Here is a 20,242-nt window from a genome sequence, read left to right as displayed (position 1 = left end):
GAATGGAAAGAGATGTACTGGAACTGGCAAAAATGATCCAGGCTCAGGCAAAGACGGGCCTCCATTTTGTCACCAACGATTATGAATTGGAACGTTACGAGCAGATCATGGACACGACGATCCAACTGATCGCACAGCTCAGTGCCCAGGAACCGGAGCGGATCCATATGGCGCTGCACAGCGAATCCTTGTACGTAACGCCGAAAGTGGACTTGAGAACGGTGGTATTTGATGACAAAGGCCGTTTTTTATTGGTAAAGGAGAAAGTCGACGGCAAGTGGACCTTGCCGGGAGGTTTCTGCGATGTGGGGTTCAGCCCTTCTGAAGTGGCCGTCAAGGAAACCTGGGAAGAGGCGGGGATCAATGTAAGACCTGTTCGATTGCTGGGAGTTTTGGACAAGCGAAAACACGAACACCCAAAGACCTTGTATTATTTATATACTATTTTCATGCTTTGCGAAAAGGTGGGTGGGGTGGAACAGCCGGGAAGCGAGACCCTGGATGTCCAATATTTTGCTTTGGACGATCTGCCGGAGCTGTCCACCTATCGTGTAACAAAGCGGCAGCTGGGCATGATGGAGCCGTTTTTCCACAATAGGGATCTGGAACCTTATTTTGATTAAAATAATAAACGAGGGAGTGTTTCAAATGGAATGGATCATTGTATTGGCAGTAGTGGCAGTAGTGGCCATCGGTGTAGCAGGAATCTACAACTCGTTGGTATCGCTGCGAAATCGAGTGAAAGACAGCTGGGCTCAGATCGATGTTCAACTGAAGCGGCGTTTTGACCTGATCCCCAACCTGGTCAACACCGTAAAAGGGTATGCAGCCCATGAAAAGGAGACCCTGGAAGCGGTTATAAACGCGAGAAACAAATTTACCCAAGCAACGACGCCGGCAGAAGAAATGGAAAGCAACAACATGCTGACCGGAGCTTTGTCCCGCTTGTTTGCCCTTGCGGAAAGTTATCCGGACCTGAAGGCCAATCAGAATTTTTTGAATCTGCAGGACGAATTGTCCAAAACAGAAGACAAAATCAGCTTTGCACGACAGTTTTACAATGATACGGTATTGATGTACAACAACAAGGTGGAAATGTTCCCCAGCAATATTGTAGCCGGCTTGTTCAAGTTTCAACAGGAACGATTCTTTGAAATCGATGAAGCCGCCAGGGAAACCCCCAATGTCCAATTTTAACAAAAGCTCCATACAAATGAAAAAAGGGATCCTGTTTGCCTGGATCGCACTTTTGGTATTGGTTTGGTGGCCGACAACGGCCAGGGCCGCCGTATCCGATGTGGATTTCGACATCGACGGCTATTATATCGACGCTTACGTGGAAGAAGACGGTTCCATGAGTGTCCACGAAATGTTGGTGTATGACGGCAGTTTCAACGGTCAGTTCTGGAATTTGGAATACGCATCCGGCGGAGCCAAACCGACGACGGGAGGCCTGGAAGATCTATCCGGAAATTCACCCTTGTACAATGCCCACGGTATGACGGATATTCAAGTCTTTTCCGTGATCGACCCCAATGCAGGGTTGAACCAGAACAATCTGGTGGAATTTGCCGTTATACCACAAGGATCGGGGCAACCTGGTGACAGCGGTGTTTACGAACAAACGGTGACGGATCGAACTGCCGATTTGAAGATCTTTTCTCCTACGAGAAACACCACCAAAGTCATGTTGATCACCTACCGTTTGGAAAATGTAGCCGTATTGCACCAGGATGTAGGAGAAGTATATTGGAATTTTATCGGCTCCGGTTGGGAAGATGTATTGAACAATGTGGAGATCAATATTTTTTTGCCGGGATCCAGTGAAGACCTTCGGGTGTTCGCTCATGGGCCATTGGAAGGTTCTTCGGAAATAGTGGCAGATGATCAGGTCCGACTGAGCATTGACCGGATGTATCCGGGAGAGATGCTGGATGGACGGGTGATCTTTTCAAGGAATCTGCTCATATCCAGTGCAAAGACCACCAATGTGAACGCGTTGGAAGAGATTTTGCGGGTGGAACAGGCCTTGGCCGATGAAGCCAACGAGATCCGGGAGGACGCCCAGCGAAGGCAAAGCCTTTTCGGAGGATTGGGTATCCTGGGATTGTTGGGGATGCTCGTCGGCGGTGTTGCAATCTATTTCAAATACGACAAAGAGAAAAAATCCCAATTCCAAGGAAAATACTTCAGGGAACTGCCTGCAGACTATGGTCCCGCAGTCATGAGTTACAACTATTTTCAAAAACGGATCTCACCAAGGGATCTGACAGCCACCATTCTGGATCTCATCCGAAAGAAAGTGTTCAACTTGGAGATCAACAAGGTGGAAAAGAAACGATTCTTGTTGGGCAGCAAGTTTGTAGATGAATATACTATTGTGGACAATCGTGAAAACCTCCGCCGGGAATTGACCCGGGAAGAGGAACTTGTCCGTTATTGGTTGATCGAAAAGATCGGAAATGGACGATCCACCACCTTTGAGGAGATCGAAGACTATTCCAAAGACAAGAAAAATGCCATGGAATTCTTTGACGATTATGATCTTTGGAAAACCATGGTGGAAGGAGAAGCGGAAGATCAGGGATTTTTTGATCCTGCTGCAAGGAAAGGGACCTTGTTGGGTCTTCTTCTCGGCTTTGTCGGGATCCTGGTGGGAGTGGTCGCCATATTCAATGGCATTCTCATTGGGATCGCCAATATTCCAGTGGGCATTATTGTGATCATTTATGCCGCCACCATCAAACGTCGAACCAAAAAAGGCAACGAAGACTACGTTAAATGGAAAGCGTTTGCCGAATTTCTAAAAGATTTCAGCAAGTTGGACGATGCAGTGGTGCCATCCATCATCTTGTGGGAACACTACCTGGTTTATGCCGTATCCCTGGGGATCGCGGACAAGGTCATAGAGACCATGCAAGTGGTGCTAAATCCCTCCGACTTCAACGAACCGGGCTTGACCTTTCTGCGGGGAAGTTACGGATATGGCGGCTTTACTGCAGTTCGTACACTGAATACGTCCCTTACCAACGTAACAAGAAGTGCCGTGCAAACAGCGACCACCCAACATTCTTCCGGCACAGGTGGGGGAGGCGGCTTCAGTGGCGGAGGCGGCGGTGGAGGCGGAGGCGGTTCAGGCGGAGGCGGATTTTGATCCCATCGGATCAGAATGCTCACTGGATCCCTTTTGAAAAATGGAAGGAGAAAGGAAAATACAATGGATAAGTTGAACAGAGTCACCGCAAAAGTTGACGGAGCCGAATACTCGTTGATTGGGGAGATCAGCCAGGAATACATGGATGAGATCTGCCAAACGGTAAATGAATTGCTGACAGACATTCGAAAAACGGATCCTTTGATGAACAGGAATCTGGCTTTGTTGCTTTGTGCATTGAATCTTTCCGAACAACTTAAGTTTAAAGACGAAAAGATCAAGGAGCTGACCCTGCGTTTGGGAGACATGGAAAGTGTGGAAGAACTTCGGGAGCAGATTCGCATCTACAAGGAATACGCCAACAGGAACAACGAGATCTATAAAGAATTGGCGGGAGAAAACGAGAAATTGAAGGAGGAAATGGAAGCCGTCAAACAAAGTGCCACTCAAGTGAATAAAAAAATGCGTCAATACAAGTATGATGTGGAAGAAAGCCGAAAGACCATACTCGATCTGCAAAACCAACTTTTTGAAAGCCAGATAGAACTTGTGAAGGCTAATAAAAATTCCGGATACGATGATTAAAGAAAAAGGTGGAAACACCTTTTTTTAATGTTTTCTTTCTGGATTTGTTGACAGATTTCTTTATTTTGTGTTAATATGTGTATATTCCGAGTGGAATAGTAGGGTATAAAATGGAGGGTAAGAAATGAGATTGTCAACAAAAGGTCGATACGGTGTCATGGCCATGCTTCAGCTGGCAATGCATTACGACCAAGGCACCACTTCATTAAAGGATATAGCTCGTCAGATGGATTATTCCGATGCATATTTGGAACAATTGTTTGCACTGTTGAAAAAGGAACGGTTGATCACCAGCCATCGCGGACCCAAAGGCGGATATCGTTTGTCGAAGGAACCTCACGGCATCACCGTGGGAGAGATCATTCGGGCTCTAGAAGGTCCCATTGAATTTTCCACTTGTGTAGGCGGCAGTGAATCGGTTCCATGCGACCGATCTCCCCATTGCGTCACCAAGGATCTATGGGAGCAGATCAACGACAGCATCAACAGCGTCATCGATCATGTTACGTTGGGCGATCTAATGGACAAAAATAAAAATTTCAAGCAACAAGGCAAAAGGAGCTGATAGTTTTGCAACGAAGATATTTTGATTATGCAGCCACCACACCGCTGGATAAAGAGGTACTGGCAGCAATGATCCCTCATTTGGAAGAGAACTTCGGGAATCCTTCCAGTGTGTATTCTTATGGACGAGAAGCAAAAAAAGCCATCGATGAAGCCAGGGACAAAGTGGCCCATGCCATTGGGGCAGATCCCAAGGAAGTCTATTTTACCAGCGGCGGTACGGAGTCGGACAACTGGGCCATCATCGGAACGGCATATGCAAAAAAGAAGAAGGGAAATCACATCATCACCACCTCTGTAGAACATCATGCGGTATTGCATACATGCAAGTATTTGGAAAAACAGGGGTTTGAAGTGACCTACCTGCCGGTGGACGAATATGGTATGGTAGATCCAAAGACGGTGGAGGAGAACATCAAGGACAACACCATCCTCATTTCCGTCATGTTTGCAAACAATGAGATCGGCACCATACAACCCATCGCCGAGATCGGGAAGATCGCCAAAGATCGGGGCGTACTCTTCCACACCGATGCTGTGCAAGCGTTGGGCAGTGTGAAGATCGACGTCAACGAGCTGAATGTGGACCTGTTGTCCATATCTTCCCACAAGATCTACGGACCGAAGGGGATCGGTGCGCTTTACATCCGAAAAGGCGTCAAGATCGACAACCTGATCCATGGGGGCGGACAGGAGAAGAAAAAGCGTGCAGGAACGGAAAACACACCGGCTATTGTGGGGTTTGCAAAAGCCTGCGAATTGGCGGTAGAAAATCTGGAGTCATATGCACAGAGATCTGCAAAACTTCGGGATCGACTCATTCATGGAATCTTGGAATCCATTCCGGAAGTGCGGTTGAACGGTCATCCCACCCAGCGGTTGCCGGGAAATGTGAATGTAAGCATCAAATACATTGAAGGAGAGTCCATACTTTTGAGTTTGGATCTGATCGGGATCGCCGCTTCTAGCGGATCGGCGTGCACATCCGGGGCACTGGACCCGTCTCATGTATTGCTGGCCATCGGCCTGAGTCATGAAATCGCCCATGGATCCCTTCGTTTTTCCATCGGAAAGTACACTACCGATGAAGAAGTGGATTTCGTATTGGAAAAATTGCCGACCATTATCCAGCGTTTGCGGGATATGTCGCCATTATATAATAGCTGAGGAGGAAGAATAATGTATACAGATAAAGTGATAGACCAGTTTCAAAACCCGAGAAACGTTGGAGAGATCGCAGATGCAGATGGTGTAGGTGAAGTAGGCAGTCCGGCGTGTGGAGACATCATGAAAATGTTTTTAAAGATCGAAAATGACGTCATCGTCGACGTTAAGTTCAAGACCTTTGGTTGCGGTGCAGCTGTTGCCACCAGCAGCGTCGCCACAGAAATGATCATGGGAAAGACCCTGGAAGAAGCGGAAAAACTGACCAATTCCATGGTGGTGGACGAGCTGGGTGGATTGCCTCAGGAAAAAGTACACTGTAGCGTCCTGGCAGAACAAGCCATCAAGGCTGCGATAAAGGACTACAGGTCAAAACACGGACAAGATTAAGAAATGAATCAGATTATCTTGATATAAGAAATAACTAAAGCCTTGAAGAAAGTGGTAATCACGCTTTTTTCAAGGCTTTAGTTTAGTTTTCCATGGGTCGAGCTGAAGCGTTGCCATCCAAGGTGATCCGATGGGCCCGGTAGAACCCGTATCGAAGGCGAACGCTATGGAGCAATTTCCCCGTGGAGTACTCGTATTCGAATATCTCCCCGTACATGTCGGAAAGAGGACTGTCTGCATTGGGACGTACGCTGCCATGGTTGGCTAGGAGTCGGTCTTTTTCTGGATAAAGCTCGAAGTTGGATGTGATGATGGCATGACTGTTGGGGAAGCGACGTACTTGAACGACGGTTTTGGCCTCCTCGTCGATGGCATACTGGGTGATGGAGGACCGGTTTTCATCCCCTTTGATGGGAACGTCGTTCAATTCGTTTCGGATGGTTCGGTTGTCAAAGAGCATCAAGTCCAAGGTGTCCGGATCATTGTCGATATCGGAGTGGATCTCAAAAGCTGCGTGCTGCTCATAGTGCCACATGGTATCACCGACAGGTTGGAGCACATAGGATTCGTAGGCAGTCCCTTCCCACATTTCCGGATCGGACAGGATCCATAGGATCTCTTCCTTGTCCCAGTCGATCTTTACGACGGAGGAGACATCTCTTGGAGACAAGATCATGGTGCCGTCACTACGGTCATAGGAGAGGGAATTGATATGGGCCCAGTCGTAGCGCTCATTGTACTTGGTTCCGGAAATATAATCGGCAAAGTTGATCTCCCGAACGATTTCACCGGTTTCCCGATGGACCTCTGCAATGGTGTCTTCCACATGTCCTTCCAGGGAGTTGCCCAAAATAAGCAAATTACCCCCTGGTTCCTTTTCCACGATCTCATGGTGGATCCCTCCGGGGATGTCATAAACCTTGTGCAAGCGACCCAGGTAGTCCATGTCAAAGACGAAACGGGCATAATCCCGGGTCTCTGTTGGAATGGATCCATACCCTCCAATAAGAAAGAAGCGGCCGTTTTCTGCCGGGAAATATCCATGGGCGTCGGTTTCCACTTCCAGATACCATCGGATCATTCCGGAGGTGTCATACATGTAGGGATGTCGCATGAACCCTCCGGATACCAGGGTGAGACCGGGGATCGGTTCAGCTTCTGCATGTGTGATTTCTACGGCATTTTCAAGGGTCTCCGGCAATGCCGTCGTTTCAAATTCGATTTCTTTTTCGTCCAGGGTAGTACCATTGGCATCGATCAGTGAAAGGGTGACCGTGTTGATCCTGTTGGGGTACAATCCAATGATGGGCACCATATGTTCCTTGGCAGCGGCCAACTCATAAGTGACGGAGTCAGTAGGCACGTCGCCTGGTATGGTCACCATCACGCCGACAGGTTCCGTATTTTTAAATCCGACCACCCCCGTCAAGGGAGATACGCCAAATGGATCCGGTGCAATATATGGATCCTGAAAAGTATGATCTCCTTTATTGATCTCTTGCCACAGATCCTGATCCGCTTTCCGATTTGATTCCATGATCTCCTGTTGGATCTGCAGATCTTCGTTCACAGGTTCTTCATCGGCTGGCGCTTTGCATCCAGCCAGTCCAAAAAGTCCAAATAAAAGTGTCATTATCAGCAAGATGCTGCCTGTTTTTTTTCTGATCACTGCGTGTCATCCATCCTTTCTACTATGATATTCCTACTTATCTTAACACAAAAGGGCCGTCCTCAGACAGCCCATTTTCGTGCATTGGTGAAGGATACCGTCAGCCAGTTACCTTTGCTGAATCCTTCGATGTAGTTGGATAGCTCTTCCCGCAGCCGGTCCTGGTCGGAAATGGTTTTTACCTTGGTGGATCCTTTTACCACAAAATCGATTTCGATCCATAAGGTTTTGCCGACCTTGGCGATGCGAACAAAAGATTCGTTCATTTCATATTTGTCTTCCATCAAAGCCACCTGACCGTTGATCTTGTCCGTGACCGTATCGTCGGGACACATTTCAAGAACTTCCCGCATGGCTTTTCGAATCTCCAAGACGGGGATCTTGATGAAATAGAGGGTTGCCAGTACTACCATGATAGGGTCTACGTAAGGCAGGATCCCATGCCATGCTGGTACGAATTGCTGGATCAGGAAAGAGATCCCGAAGCCGGCCAATACACCGAAGCTGAGCATGGTATCCACAAACCACTGGGTAGATTCTGCTTTGACCAAAGCCGATGCCGTATTTTTAGATTTCTTTCGAAGGATCAGATATACGATCAGACAGACCAGGCTGCCGATGCCGGAATATCCAAGTGCCGCACCCATGACGATCTCTCGACCACCTTGAAAAAGGGATCGAAAGGCGGAAACTCCGGTGGAGCCTACAAGGACAAGCAGAACGATGTATTTAACGATGACCCAGAGGGGTTCCACGATGTCTTTACCAAAAGGGAATCGTTTGTCTTTTTTGTGGATGAAGTTGGTGGCTGCCAAAGACAATAGTGACAACACTACACTGGAAAGGGAATAAAGTCCGTCAAAGAGGATCATCTGGGAACCGGAAAAAACTCCCAACACGATTCCGGCTGCAGCAAAAAATACGGCTCCTAAAGCGGAAAATTTCAATAATTTCTTTTCAAACAGAATGTCTTCCGACATCATAAAAATGCTCCTTTGTTATTATTAGTGGTTGTTGTTGCCCGACATGGTCGAAATCGATCCATGGAGAAAGGCAAGCAGATCGTTGCGGTAAGCAGTGATTTCTTCTTTCGGCAAGCCTGAGAGATAACAGGTTTCTGCACCGTGTTCCACCAGGCCGACGATGAAGTTGGAAAGATGGGACAAGCTATTGGAACTCGATCCTTCGTCTCTTTCCAAAATGATGTACAGTGCATCTTCCAGCCACTCGTAATAGGGACGATAGATCTCCTCCCATGTAGAAAAGGACTGGTCGTATGCAAAACCGGAATAGAGAAAGGAGATCACGTCCTTGTGTTTTTCCGTAATGGCAAAGGTGGCGTCGATCATGCTGGTCAACAGCGAATCCAAATTTCGGTCTTTCTTATCATAAGAAGTGCGTATGATCGCCAGCTGCTCGTCGAAGATCTTGTTGGCGATGGCACTGACTAAAGCGTTTTTGCTCTTGAAATACAAGTAGAAAGTTCCTTGGGCCATGCCGGCTTGTTTAACGATCTGAGATACTGATGTTTTTTCATATCCCTGCTCTTGAAACAAGGCCATGGATGTTTCCAGGATCTTTTCTCTCTTTGACGCCATGGCAATTTCACTCCTTCCAAAAATGACTGACAGTCAGTCATTGCTTTATTCTATCATGGACTACCGAGAAATGTCAAATCAAGCCATTTTGAATGCCAATTGATGAGATCATGTCGGTTGAAAAATTTTCTCTTCCATATGATGTTCCAGTCATTTGAAAATTGGTAAAGTAGAAACTATAATAAGAGCTAAATATTGGCGTAAAAGATAAAAAAGCGGTTGACACGTGGTAGGGTGATGCGTATAATAGTAAGAGTCGCCACAAGAGATGCCAACAACGAACGAGACAACATAAAGGGCGACAAACCTTCGTGTCAGCGGACTTCGGAAGAAGAAAGCAGGCGGGGGGGAACACAGTTTCATAGCGCTTCAGCTGACCTCAACCTTCGGGTAAGGGGAGTGGAGCAGGAAGCATCAACAGACTTCGACCTTCGAAGAAGGTCTCCGTCCGTGGGCTGCGCCCAATAGGTCTTCCGCCGAAGGATGATCGGAAAGCAAGCTTTCCGCCATCACTCGCCAGAATCCCTGCTGATGCTTAAGATCTTTGAAAATAGAATAGCACATGAAAACAAGCTTAGAAGAAAGAAACCAAACAACGTTGATGCCAAAAGCATCAAAAGCCAAAGAGAGTTCTAAGACGGACTCAAACACTATTTATAATAGAGAGTTTGATCCTGGCTCAGGACGAACGCTGGCGGCGTGCCTAACACATGCAAGTCGAACGTGATCCAGGAAGTAGTTTACTACGACCTGGTGAAAGTGGCGGACGGGTGAGTAACGCGTGGGTAACCTGGCCTATGGAAGGGGATAGCCTCGGGAAACCGGGATTAATACCGTATATAGTTGGATGATCGCATGATCGACCAATGAAAAATTTATTGCCATAGGATGGACCCGCGTCCCATTAGCTAGTTGGTGAGATAACAGCTCACCAAGGCGACGATGGGTAGCCGGCCTGAGAGGGCGAACGGCCACACTGGGACTGAGACACGGCCCAGACTCCTACGGGAGGCAGCAGTGGGGAATATTGCGCAATGGGGGAAACCCTGACGCAGCAACGCCGCGTGAATGATGAAGGTCTTCGGATCGTAAAGTTCTGTCGAAGGGGAAGAAAGAAATGACGGTACCCTTAGAGGAAGCCCCGGCTAACTACGTGCCAGCAGCCGCGGTAATACGTAGGGGGCAAGCGTTGTCCGGAATTACTGGGCGTAAAGGGCGTGTAGGCGGTTTTTTAAGTCAGATGTGAAAGTTCGGGGCTTAACCCCGGAATTGCATTTGAAACTGGAGAACTTGAGTACTGGAGAGGTAAGTGGAATTCCTAGTGTAGCGGTGAAATGCGTAGATATTAGGAGGAACACCAGTGGCGAAGGCGACTTACTGGACAGATACTGACGCTGAGGCGCGAAAGCGTGGGGAGCGAACAGGATTAGATACCCTGGTAGTCCACGCCGTAAACGATGAGTGCTAGGTGTTGGGGTAACTCAGTGCCGTAGTTAACACAATAAGCACTCCGCCTGGGGAGTACGGTCGCAAGACTGAAACTCAAAGGAATTGACGGGGGCCCGCACAAGCAGCGGAGCATGTGGTTTAATTCGAAGCAACGCGAAGAACCTTACCAGGTCTTGACATTTCCTGACGACCTCAGAGATGAGGAGTTCCCTTCGGGGACAGGAGGACAGGTGGTGCATGGTTGTCGTCAGCTCGTGTCGTGAGATGTTGGGTTAAGTCCCGCAACGAGCGCAACCCTTGTATTTAGTTGCCATCAGGTAGTGCTGGGCACTCTAGATAGACTGCCGTAGATAATACGGAGGAAGGTGGGGATGACGTCAAATCATCATGCCCCTTATGACCTGGGCTACACACGTGCTACAATGGTCTGAACAGAGGGCAGCGAAACAGCGATGTGGAGCCAATCTCAAAAAACAGATCTCAGTTCGGATTGCAGGCTGCAACTCGCCTGCATGAAGTCGGAGTTGCTAGTAATCGCGGATCAGAATGCCGCGGTGAATGCGTTCCCGGGCCTTGTACACACCGCCCGTCACACCACGAGAGTTGGCAACACCCGAAGTCAGTGAGCGAACCATTTATGGAAGCAGCTGCCGAAGGTGGGGCTAGTAATTGGGGTGAAGTCGTAACAAGGTAGCCGTATCGGAAGGTGCGGCTGGATCACCTCCTTTCTAGGGAGCAAGCGAGTAATGTGCTATTTTATTTTGAGAGATCTTGTATTTCTCAGAAAGCGTGTGGGGGTGTAGCTCAGCTGGGAGAGCACCTGCCTTGCAAGCAGGGGGTCAGGAGTTCAAATCTCCTCATCTCCACCATACTTGGGCTTGTAGCTCAGGTGGTTAGAGCGCACGCCTGATAAGCGTGAGGTCGGAGGTTCGAGTCCTCCCAAGCCCACCATTTAAGTGAATCGGGAAGACAGAGCGAATCGGTCGAAAAGACGGTTCGGTTTTTACTCTAGAAACCCGGGGAGCGCCAGAAAGAGTATCAGACAAATGAGACACGAATCATCCGGCTTTAGGAAAGCAAGCTTTCCGCAGCCCGCTGATACGATCCTCGCTGATCCTCAGTGATCTTTGAAAACTGCATAGGAAGAAAAAGTAAAGTAAAGAAACAAACGATCATCTAAACATCTATCGTTTTGGAAACGAAACAAAAGATTTAGGTCAAGTTACTAAGAGCATAGGGAGAATGCCTTGGCACTGGGAGCCGACGAAGGACGCGACAAGCTGCGAAAAGCTGCGATTAGGTGCAAATAACCGTTGAGTCGCAGGTATCCGAATGGGGAAACCTAGCAGAGAGAAGCTCTGTTACCCGCATATGAATAAAATAGTATGCGAGGAGGGAACTCGGGGAACTGAAACATCTAAGTACCCGAAGGAAGAGAAAGAAAACTCGATTTTCCAAGTAGCGGCGAGCGAAAGGGAAAGAGCCTAAACCGTATTTATACGGGGTAATGGGACATGTAAAGGAGATCTGGAAAGAAGCCGAATGGCCTGGGAAGGCCAACCATAGAGAGTAAGAGTCTCGTAGGCGAAATGGACAGATACAGGCATGTTACCGGAGTACCACGGGACACGTGAAACCCTGTGGGAAGTTGGGGGGACCACCCCCCAAGGCTAAATACTACCCAGTGACCGATAGAGAATAGTACCGTGAGGGAAAGGTGAAAAGAACCCCGGGAGGGGAGTGAAATAGAACCTGAAACCCTATGCTTACAAGCAGTGGGAGCGCAAGTGACCGCGTGCTTTTTGTAGAACGGACCAGCGAGTTACGATATGTAGCAAGGTTAATCACTTCAGGTGAGGAGCCGCAGGGAAACCGAGTCTTAATAGGGCGTATAGTTGCATGTTGTAGACCCGAAACCGTGTGATCTACCCATGTCCAGGGTGAAGCGTGAGTAAAATCTCGTGGAGGCCCGAACCGGTGTCTGTTGAAAAAGGCTCGGATGAGGTGTGGGTAGGGGAGAAATTCCAATCGAACACGGAGATAGCTGGTTCTCCCCGAAATAGCTTTAGGGCTAGCGTCAAGGGATGAATAGTGGAGGTAGAGCACTGAATTGGCTAGGGGGCGTATAGCTTACCGAACCATATCAAACTCCGAATGCCATATATTTTACCTTGGCAGTCAGACAGTGTGAGATAAGTTTCATTGTCGAAAGGGAAACAGCCCAGACCATCAGCTAAGGTCCCAAAGTACAGGTTAAGTGGGAAAGGATGTGCAATTGCTAAGACAACTAGGATGTTGGCTTAGAAGCAGCCACTCATTCAAAGAGTGCGTAATAGCTCACTAGTCGAGTGATTGTGCGCCGAAGATTACCGGGGCTAAAACCTGTCACCGAAGCTATGGCTTGCGTCGTAAGATGCAGGGGTAGGGGAGCATTGTGTAGGAGGCGAAGCTGAGCTGGAAGGCGAGGTGGATTCTACACAAGAGAGAATGCTGGTATGAGTAGCGAAAGAAAGGTGAGAATCCTTTCCATCGAAAATCCAAGGTTTCCTGAGGAAGGTTCGTCCGCTCAGGGTAAGTCGGGACCTAAGCCGAGGCCGAAGGGCGTAGGCGATGGACAACCGGTTGAAATTCCGGTACCGCCTTTGACTGTTTGAGAGAAGGAGTGACACAGGAGGATAAGCTGACCCGTCGAATGGAAGAGACGGGCTAAATAACGAGTGTGGACCTTAGGCAAATCCGGGGTCCGGGAAGCATGAGTTATGATGGGGACCGAAAAACAAGTAGGGAAGCAGCTGATTTCACACTGTCGAGAAAAGCTTCTATTGAGGAAGAAGGCGCCCGTACCGCAAACCGACACAGGTAGATGAGGAGAGAATCCTAAGATGAGCGGGAGAAGTGTTGTTAAGGAACTCGGCAAAATAACCCCGTAACTTCGGGAGAAGGGGAGCCTAATCCGATTGTTGTAAAATGATACGGAAAGGCTGCAGAGAAAAGGCCCAAGCGACTGTTTAGCAAAAACACAGGTCTCTGCTAAATCGAAAGATGAAGTATAGGGGCTGACGCCTGCCCGGTGCTGGAAGGTCAAGGGGAATGCTTAGCTTCGGCGAAGGCATGAACTTAAGCCCCAGTAAACGGCGGCCGTAACTATAACGGTCCTAAGGTAGCGAAATTCCTTGTCAGGTAAGTTCTGACCCGCACGAAAGGCGTAACGATTTGGGCACTGTCTCAACAACACACCCGGTGAAATTGTAGTACTCGTGAAGATGCGAGTTACCCGCGACAGGACGGAAAGACCCCGTAGAGCTTTACTGTAGCTTGGCATTGGATTTTGGTAGTGTATGTACAGGATAGGTGGGAGGCAGAGAGAATAGGACGCTAGTCTTGTTGGAGCCGCTGTTGGGATACCACTCTTATACTACTGGAATTCTAACCAGTAGCCGTGATCCGGCTATGGGACATTGCCAGGTGGGCAGTTTGACTGGGGCGGTCGCCTCCGAAAGAGTAACGGAGGCGCCCAAAGTTTACCTCAGAATGGTTGGAAATCATTCGTAGAGTGCAAAGGCAAAAGGTAGACTGACTGCGAGAGAGACATCTCGAGCAGGGACGAAAGTCGGGCTTAGTGATCCGGTGGTACCGAGTGGAAGGGCCATCGCTCAACGGATAAAAGCTACCTCGGGGATAACAGGCTTATCTCCCCCAAGAGTCCACATCGACGGGGAGGTTTGGCACCTCGATGTCGGCTCGTCTCATCCTGGGGCTGTAGTAGGTCCCAAGGGTTGGGCTGTTCGCCCATTAAAGAGGCACGCGAGCTGGGTTCAGAACGTCGTGAGACAGTTCGGTCCCTATCCGTCGTGGGCGCAAGATATTTGAGAGGAGCTGTTCCTAGTACGAGAGGACCGGAATGGACAGACCTCTGGTGCACCAGTTGTCCTGCCAAGGGCACAGCTGGGTAGCTAAGTCTGGACGGGATAAGCGCTGAAGGCATCTAAGCGCGAAGCCCCCCTCAAGATGAGATATCTCATCCGCAAGGAGTAAGGTCCCCAGTAGACGACTGGGTTGATAGGCCAGAGGTGTACGTGTAGAAATACATTCAGCTGACTGGTACTAATAGACCGAGGACTTGACCAAGTAGATGATAAGAAGAAGAATACTTTACGATGATTCCCATGCAGTTTTCAAATCTCATTGATGAGATTTATAACTAAATGATTCCGCGGCAATGGCGGAGGGGCTACACCTGTTCCCATCCCGAACACAGAAGTAAAGTCCTCCAGCGCAGATGGTACTTGGATGGTGACGTCCTGGGAGAGTATGTCGCTGCGGAATCCACACATCAAACCTTCGGTTTTATACCGGGGGTTTTTTGTTTGTCGGTTTACTTCTTGTGGTAAGGGTATATAGGTTAAAGGAACAAACAGTTTCAAGAAAGGAAGGCGAAAAACCGCATGGAATACAGAAGATTAAAAGGAACGACCCTGGATGTATCCAGAGTTTGTCTTGGAACCATGACTTTTGGAGACCAGATGAATGAAATGGCGGGGATCGATGCAGTACATGCCGCACTGGATCTTGGTGTCAATTTCCTGGATACCGCCAACGTATACACCAAAGGAGAAAGCGAAAAGATCGTAGGAAAAGCGATCAAAGGCAAACGAAGTGAAGTGGTCTTGGCCAGCAAGGTGGGTTTTCCAACCAGTGATCAGCCGAAAGATCGAGGGCTTGGGAAAAAGCACATATTAAAGGCTGTTGACGAGACGCTGCAAAGACTTCAGACCGATTACCTGGATTTTTACTATATGCATGCACCCGATGTCGATACTAGCTTGGAAGAAACCATTGAAGCCATGAAATATGTGGTGGAAAGCGGCAAAGCCTGCCATATCGGTGTCAGCAATTTCCCGGCTTGGAAAATGGTCGATCTCTATCATCTAAGCGGAAAGAAATTGCCCCAGGTGACCCAGAACGTCTACAATTTGTTGACCCGAGGAATCGAGGAAGAGTTGATTCCCTCGATCCAAAACAGGAATACGGGTCTGGTGGTGTACAATCCCTTGGCTGGTGGCTTGCTGACCGGAAAACATTCCATGGAAAAACCATTGGACAACACCCGCTTTTCCGATCTGGGAGGATATTACGCCAGGTATTGGAATGAAGAAAATTTTCAAGCCATAGAAAGCTTGAAAAAGATCGGGGAAGAAATGGGCATACCCCTGGTGGAGCTCTCCCTGCGGTGGTGTTTGAGCAATGAAGAAGTATACAGTATCATATTGGGGATCAGCAGCTTAAGACATCTGGAAAGCAATATACAAGCCTGCAATCAAGGGTCCCTTCCTGAGGATGTCCTGTCAAAATGCGACGAGATCTGGAATTCATTGAAGGGAAACCGATTTTCCTATCATCGATGAATCAATAGACAAGCAATGACCATTGTTCGCGTTGAATTATTTATGGTATAATAAAGCAAAAAGAAAATGAGGATTTCTACATGAATACACGCGACATAATACTTTTGGCTGCAAAAAGACTGTACATGGAAAACGGATTTAGTGATACTACAAATACGATGATTGCCAAAGAAGCTGGAGTTAACTTGGGATTGATCACCTACTATTTTAAAACAAAAGATGTCATTGCCAGCGACATGCTTAATTACAATTATGAAACACTGTTTTCTCATGTTTTGAATCATTTGAAGACGGAAGATGAATTGCTGCAGATCGTCACGTTTTTCAAATTGCACTTTAAACTGACAGAAATAGATCCTGATTACGATCGATTCATTTACGAAATGAACAAACTGGATCTGTTGGAAAAGGCAACTCGGGATGGAAATCTCTACAATTTATACAGAACGATTGTTGATAAAAATCCCTTGATCGATAGCTCGGATAAAGAACGGATCTGCGACATCGGAGTTGCAATTACTTTTGGTGTGATGCGAGAGTTGACGATGAAACAGTTTCAAAAAGACATCATAATGAGCAAAGAAGAGCTTTATGATCGATGTATGACACAAATGTTTTATGCCCTCCACATTGAAACAAATCCCCTGGTGTTGAGAACACTTTTCAATGCTTCCGGAAGCAGTGTGGAATTATTGTTGGAAGAACATCCCCATCTTAAAGAAGTGAAAAACTATTTATACAAGAATTAGAACAATCCGTTAATTGTTTATGAACAATCTGCGGGTTGTTTTTTTTATTTCAATATTGGATAAAATTGCATTAAAATTAAAATAAACAAAATATATTACAAAATATATTGACAAAAATGACAACATCAAGTATATTAAAATTGCTTGCAAGCAAATTTAATATTGAGGTAGATTTTATAAAATTCATCTATAGTTGTGATGGGTTTTGGTAGGGACAAGGAGGAAAAGAAAATGTCGAGAATAAAAGAAATCCAAGAAATGGTGGCAAAGGGTAAAACCAAAGTAGTAGCAGGATTGGTCCAGGAAGCATTGGACGGCGGCGCACAACCGAAAGAAATTTTGGATGCCATGATCGAGTCCATGGGAATCGTTGGAGACAAATTCTCCGCCGGCGAGATCTTCGTACCGGAAATGCTGATTTCTGCAAAAGCCATGAGCAAGGGTGTAGACGTACTCAAGCCCTTGCTGGCCGGAGACGCTTCCACATCGTTGGGAACCTGCGTAATCGGAACCGTAGCCGGAGACCTTCATGATATCGGCAAAAACCTGGTAAGCATGATGCTGGAGAGCGCCGGATTCACCATGATCGACCTTGGTGTAGACGTACCTGCTGCAAAATTTGTTGAAACAGCAAAAGAAAACAACGCAGTCATCGTTGCTGCTTCCGGTCTGTTGACTACAACCATGCCTGCACTGAAGGAAACTTCTTTGGCGCTGAAAGATGCCGGATTCACCGTCATCGTTGGTGGAGCACCTGTTACCCAAGCTTATGCAACAGAGATCAAGGCAGACGGATACGCTCCGGACGCTGGTAGTGCCGTTACCAAAGCAAAAGAATTGGTAAAATAACCATCATTGCAACAACGATAGAGAGGGAGGAATTTAGATGTTAACGATCAAACAAAACCTGAAGGAAGTTATTTCCGGAGGAAACCCAGACCGATTTGTGAAACAATATGAGTTCATGGAAATGATCATGGAGGCCCCTATGGATCTTCCTTTGGCTCCGGCCCCTGGTACTCGAGTAAAGAATAAATGGGGAATCACCTTCGATTGGCCCATTGATCAAATTGGATCTTTTCCGATGCACGACGATGAACACAAAGTGCTAAAAGACGTTACCCGTTGGAGAGAGGTCGTAAAAGCGCCTTCTGTCAAATATTCGGATGAAGAATGGGCTGCGGCTATTGAGCATGCGAACAACGTAGACCGCAATGAAAAATACGTTACAGCTTTTTGCGCCCCAGGAATCTTTGAAATGACCCATCATTTGATGAGCATGGAAGATGCATTGATGGCACTGTATGAAGAACCGGAATATATGAAAGAACTCATCGATTATGTAGTGGAATATGAGCTGGCTTATGCTCAGGAATATTTGAAGCACATAAAACCAGATGCATTGTTTCATCACGATGATTGGGGTAGCCAAATCAGCAGTTTCTTGTCGCCGGAAATGTTTGAAGAGTTCATTTTACCGGCCTATAAAAAAGTCTATGGTTACTGGAAATCTAACGGAGTAGAATTGATCGTTCATCATTGTGATAGTTACGCCGCCAATTTAGTTCCGTTCATGATTGAAATGGGAATCGATATTTGGCAAGGAGCAATGACCACAAACAACATTCCTGAGCTGATTAAAAAATATGAAGGGAAAATAACATTCATGGGCAATATCGACAGCGGACGTGTAGATACTCCTGATTGGACTCGAGAAAAAATATATGAAGATGCAAGAAAAGCCTGCGAAGAGGCGGGAAAACTGTATTTTATTCCATGTTTGAGCCAAGGATTAAATATCAGTTCTTTCCCAGGAGTGTATGAAGCGACAGACGACGTAATTGATCAGCTTAGTAAGGAAATGTTTTGATTATTGACCAATGTGATTAAAGACTTAATATGAAAATCGAGTTTCATACATATGGAACTCGATTTTCTGTATCAAACAATCTAGTGCGACGAAATTTTGAATTTCCGATAGAAAATCAGAAGTCTTGATATTTAATCTATCTTGTGATAGAATTAACACAATGAGTGCACAGAAGTGCATCTTTATTGTGAAGTTGTGATTGATTTGTGTTTTGGCATTGACGAGAAGTTGATGAAAAAGAGCTAGAAGGCCGAATAGGCCTTCTTTTTTTTGAAAGGAGATGAAAATTTGAGTGAAGTGATGTCGAGTTTTAATAATCAAAACAGGAACACAAAAAAGCAAGCAAGCATTGCTCTATGGGATTCCATGGCACAAAGTTTTTTGAACAAAAAACTACCAACCTTTGACGAAGATGCATTTCTTCAATTACTTCAGGCCAAGGGCATGATCCAGAAAGATTTTTCTGTATTGGATGTAGGATGTGGAACTGGAACATACAGCATTGTTTTAGCGAAATATTGCGAGAACGTGGTTGGTGTCGATCTTTCTCCGAAAATGATCGAATTGGCCAGACAAACAGCAGAAAATAACGATGTGAAGAATGTAAAATTTCATTGTTTGGACTGGCATGACCTGGATCTTGATGAGATCGGTTTTACACAAAAGTTTGATTTGGTGATTGCCCACAACACACCGGCAATACAATGCGATCATACTTTTGGGAACTTGACAAAAGCCAGCAAACAATGGTGTGTGTTCTCAAAACCAACCCATAGGCGAGATCCCATATCTGACAATATCAAAAAAATGGCAGGGGTAGAAAACAAAAAAGAACGCAGCGACAAAATGATTGCAAATGCTTTTCATGCACTATGGGATCAAGGATTCCTGCCTCAATTTCATTATGAAAAACAACGTTGGAATTTGCGTAAAACAAGAGAAGAGGCATATGGACTTTATATAAACCGTGTAAAAACCTTTCGTGAGCTTACGCCATTGGAAGAACAACGATTACGTGATTATATCGATTTTATGGAGAAAGATGGATTTGTGGAAGAAGACGTAGATACCACCATAACTACGTTGTATTGGAATATAAGGGGGCTGGATCAATGAATGAAAAATTATGGGATAAAGCAGTGGAGTTTCACGGACATGTTTGTCCGGGACTTGCCATTGGATTTCGAGCATGTGAAATTGCAAAAAATAAAATGGAGATTGGTATTTCTGATGATGAGGAGATCGTCTGCATTACGGAAAACGATGCCTGTGGTGTGGATGCGGTACAAGTTATATTCTCCTGTACTGTAGGCAAAGGGAATTTACTTCATCGCAATACGGGAAAACAGGCTTTTTCATTTTTCAATCGAAAGACGGGAGAAAAACTTCGTCTGTATTTAAAAGCCCAAAACAACACGGGAATGGACCGGGAATCTTGGAGAAAATACATTTTGGAGGCCCCGGAAGAAGATGTTTTTTCTGTTTCACAGCCCATGTATGATTTGCCCGAAAAAGCACGTTTATTTAAAACCATGTATTGCGAAATTTGTGGGGAAGGTGCGCCGGATCATAAAATGCGTCTTCAGGAAGATCAAGTTGTTTGCCTTGATTGTTTCAAAGAATACAAGCGGGGATGGTGAAGCTT

General features: G+C 46.6%; 17 protein-coding genes, 2 tRNA genes and 3 rRNA genes. 19 read left to right on the top strand and 3 right to left on the bottom strand.

Annotation, left to right across the window (positions count from 1 at the left end; all coding sequences use genetic code 11):
* The first annotated feature begins 2 nt into the window (after nucleotides 1-2).
* The 7 genes from J0B03_RS01620 (at nucleotide 3) to nifU (ending at nucleotide 5,857) form a co-directional block, all read left to right on the top strand.
* Complete coding sequence (locus tag J0B03_RS01620; protein WP_207300151.1) at nucleotides 3-623, top strand: NUDIX hydrolase; 621 nt, start codon at nucleotides 3-5, stop codon at nucleotides 621-623.
* Nucleotides 624-648: 25 nt separating this feature from the next.
* Nucleotides 649-1,197 carry a LemA family protein gene (locus J0B03_RS01615; RefSeq protein WP_207300150.1) on the top strand — a complete coding sequence of 183 codons (549 nt, stop codon included), beginning with the start codon at nucleotides 649-651 and terminating at the stop codon, nucleotides 1,195-1,197.
* The gene (locus J0B03_RS01610) at nucleotides 1,184-3,154 is read left to right on the top strand and encodes a DUF2207 domain-containing protein (protein WP_207300149.1); all 1,971 of its coding nucleotides are present in this window, start codon (nucleotides 1,184-1,186) and stop codon (nucleotides 3,152-3,154) included. The genes J0B03_RS01615 and J0B03_RS01610 overlap by 14 nt, the downstream gene beginning before the upstream one ends.
* Before the next feature lie 63 nt (nucleotides 3,155-3,217).
* The gene (gene zapA / locus J0B03_RS01605) at nucleotides 3,218-3,739 is read left to right on the top strand and encodes a cell division protein ZapA (protein ID WP_207300148.1); all 522 of its coding nucleotides are present in this window, start codon (nucleotides 3,218-3,220) and stop codon (nucleotides 3,737-3,739) included.
* Nucleotides 3,740-3,863: 124 nt separating this feature from the next.
* Nucleotides 3,864-4,304: an RrF2 family transcriptional regulator gene (locus J0B03_RS01600; RefSeq protein ID WP_207300147.1), complete on the top strand. Its 441-nt coding sequence runs from the start codon at nucleotides 3,864-3,866 to the stop codon at nucleotides 4,302-4,304.
* A gap of 5 nt (nucleotides 4,305-4,309) precedes the next feature.
* Complete coding sequence (gene nifS / locus J0B03_RS01595) at nucleotides 4,310-5,470, top strand: cysteine desulfurase NifS (RefSeq protein WP_374058609.1); 1,161 nt, start codon at nucleotides 4,310-4,312, stop codon at nucleotides 5,468-5,470.
* 9 nt (nucleotides 5,471-5,479) lie between these two features.
* Nucleotides 5,480-5,857 (top strand): Fe-S cluster assembly scaffold protein NifU, encoded by a 378-nt coding sequence (gene nifU, locus J0B03_RS01590; protein WP_207300956.1) that lies wholly within the window; start codon nucleotides 5,480-5,482, stop codon nucleotides 5,855-5,857.
* Between the two features lie 82 nt (nucleotides 5,858-5,939).
* On the opposite strand, the gene J0B03_RS01585 is transcribed toward nifU, so the two are convergent.
* The 3 genes from J0B03_RS01585 to J0B03_RS01575 all read right to left on the bottom strand — a co-directional run bounded on the left by J0B03_RS01585 (nucleotide 5,940) and on the right by J0B03_RS01575 (nucleotide 9,124).
* A complete protein-coding gene (locus J0B03_RS01585) occupies nucleotides 5,940-7,526 on the bottom strand; it encodes an aryl-sulfate sulfotransferase (RefSeq protein ID WP_207300146.1) in 1,587 nt (528 codons plus the stop codon).
* A gap of 62 nt (nucleotides 7,527-7,588) precedes the next feature.
* On the bottom strand, nucleotides 7,589-8,509 hold the full coding sequence (locus J0B03_RS01580; RefSeq protein ID WP_207300145.1) for a cation diffusion facilitator family transporter: 921 nt from the start codon (nucleotides 8,507-8,509) through the stop codon (nucleotides 7,589-7,591).
* A gap of 21 nt (nucleotides 8,510-8,530) precedes the next feature.
* Nucleotides 8,531-9,124, bottom strand: a complete 594-nt coding sequence (locus J0B03_RS01575; protein WP_207300144.1) for a TetR/AcrR family transcriptional regulator — start codon at nucleotides 9,122-9,124, stop codon at nucleotides 8,531-8,533.
* Between the two features lie 237 nt (nucleotides 9,125-9,361).
* On the opposite strand from J0B03_RS01575, the gene J0B03_RS01570 reads away from it, so the two are divergent.
* From J0B03_RS01570 to J0B03_RS01515, 12 genes are all read left to right on the top strand, one after another.
* Nucleotides 9,362-9,592: a hypothetical protein gene (locus J0B03_RS01570; protein ID WP_207300143.1), complete on the top strand. Its 231-nt coding sequence runs from the start codon at nucleotides 9,362-9,364 to the stop codon at nucleotides 9,590-9,592.
* Nucleotides 9,593-9,780: 188 nt separating this feature from the next.
* A 16S ribosomal RNA gene (locus J0B03_RS01565) occupies nucleotides 9,781-11,301 on the top strand.
* 65 nt (nucleotides 11,302-11,366) lie between these two features.
* Nucleotides 11,367-11,442: transfer RNA gene (locus J0B03_RS01560), tRNA-Ala, on the top strand.
* A gap of 5 nt (nucleotides 11,443-11,447) precedes the next feature.
* Nucleotides 11,448-11,524: transfer RNA gene (locus J0B03_RS01555), tRNA-Ile, on the top strand.
* A gap of 264 nt (nucleotides 11,525-11,788) precedes the next feature.
* A 23S ribosomal RNA gene (locus J0B03_RS01550) occupies nucleotides 11,789-14,701 on the top strand.
* An 81-nt stretch (nucleotides 14,702-14,782) separates the two neighbouring features.
* A 5S ribosomal RNA gene (gene rrf, locus J0B03_RS01545) occupies nucleotides 14,783-14,899 on the top strand.
* The 16S, 23S and 5S rRNA genes sit together here with 2 tRNA genes alongside, the layout of an rRNA operon.
* A gap of 119 nt (nucleotides 14,900-15,018) precedes the next feature.
* Nucleotides 15,019-15,978 carry an aldo/keto reductase gene (locus tag J0B03_RS01540; RefSeq protein ID WP_207300142.1) on the top strand — a complete coding sequence of 320 codons (960 nt, stop codon included), beginning with the start codon at nucleotides 15,019-15,021 and terminating at the stop codon, nucleotides 15,976-15,978.
* Nucleotides 15,979-16,058: 80 nt separating this feature from the next.
* The gene (locus tag J0B03_RS01535; protein WP_207300141.1) at nucleotides 16,059-16,727 is read left to right on the top strand and encodes a TetR/AcrR family transcriptional regulator; all 669 of its coding nucleotides are present in this window, start codon (nucleotides 16,059-16,061) and stop codon (nucleotides 16,725-16,727) included.
* Between the two features lie 231 nt (nucleotides 16,728-16,958).
* Nucleotides 16,959-17,576, top strand: a complete 618-nt coding sequence (locus J0B03_RS01530; protein WP_207300140.1) for a cobalamin B12-binding domain-containing protein — start codon at nucleotides 16,959-16,961, stop codon at nucleotides 17,574-17,576.
* A gap of 37 nt (nucleotides 17,577-17,613) precedes the next feature.
* Complete coding sequence (locus tag J0B03_RS01525) at nucleotides 17,614-18,597, top strand: uroporphyrinogen decarboxylase family protein (protein WP_207300139.1); 984 nt, start codon at nucleotides 17,614-17,616, stop codon at nucleotides 18,595-18,597.
* 297 nt (nucleotides 18,598-18,894) lie between these two features.
* Nucleotides 18,895-19,713: a class I SAM-dependent methyltransferase gene (locus tag J0B03_RS01520; RefSeq protein WP_246798210.1), complete on the top strand. Its 819-nt coding sequence runs from the start codon at nucleotides 18,895-18,897 to the stop codon at nucleotides 19,711-19,713.
* On the top strand, nucleotides 19,710-20,237 hold the full coding sequence (locus tag J0B03_RS01515; protein WP_207300137.1) for an FmdE family protein: 528 nt from the start codon (nucleotides 19,710-19,712) through the stop codon (nucleotides 20,235-20,237). The genes J0B03_RS01520 and J0B03_RS01515 overlap by 4 nt, the downstream gene beginning before the upstream one ends.
* Nucleotides 20,238-20,242: the final 5 nt, after the last annotated feature.

Source organism: Alkalibacter rhizosphaerae (genome assembly GCF_017352215.1).
In the GTDB taxonomy this organism is placed as follows: domain Bacteria; phylum Bacillota; class Clostridia; order Eubacteriales; family Alkalibacteraceae; genus Alkalibacter; species Alkalibacter rhizosphaerae.
The sequence above is the reverse complement of the archived record's forward strand: the minus strand, read 5'-3'. Positions and strand labels throughout refer to the sequence as shown.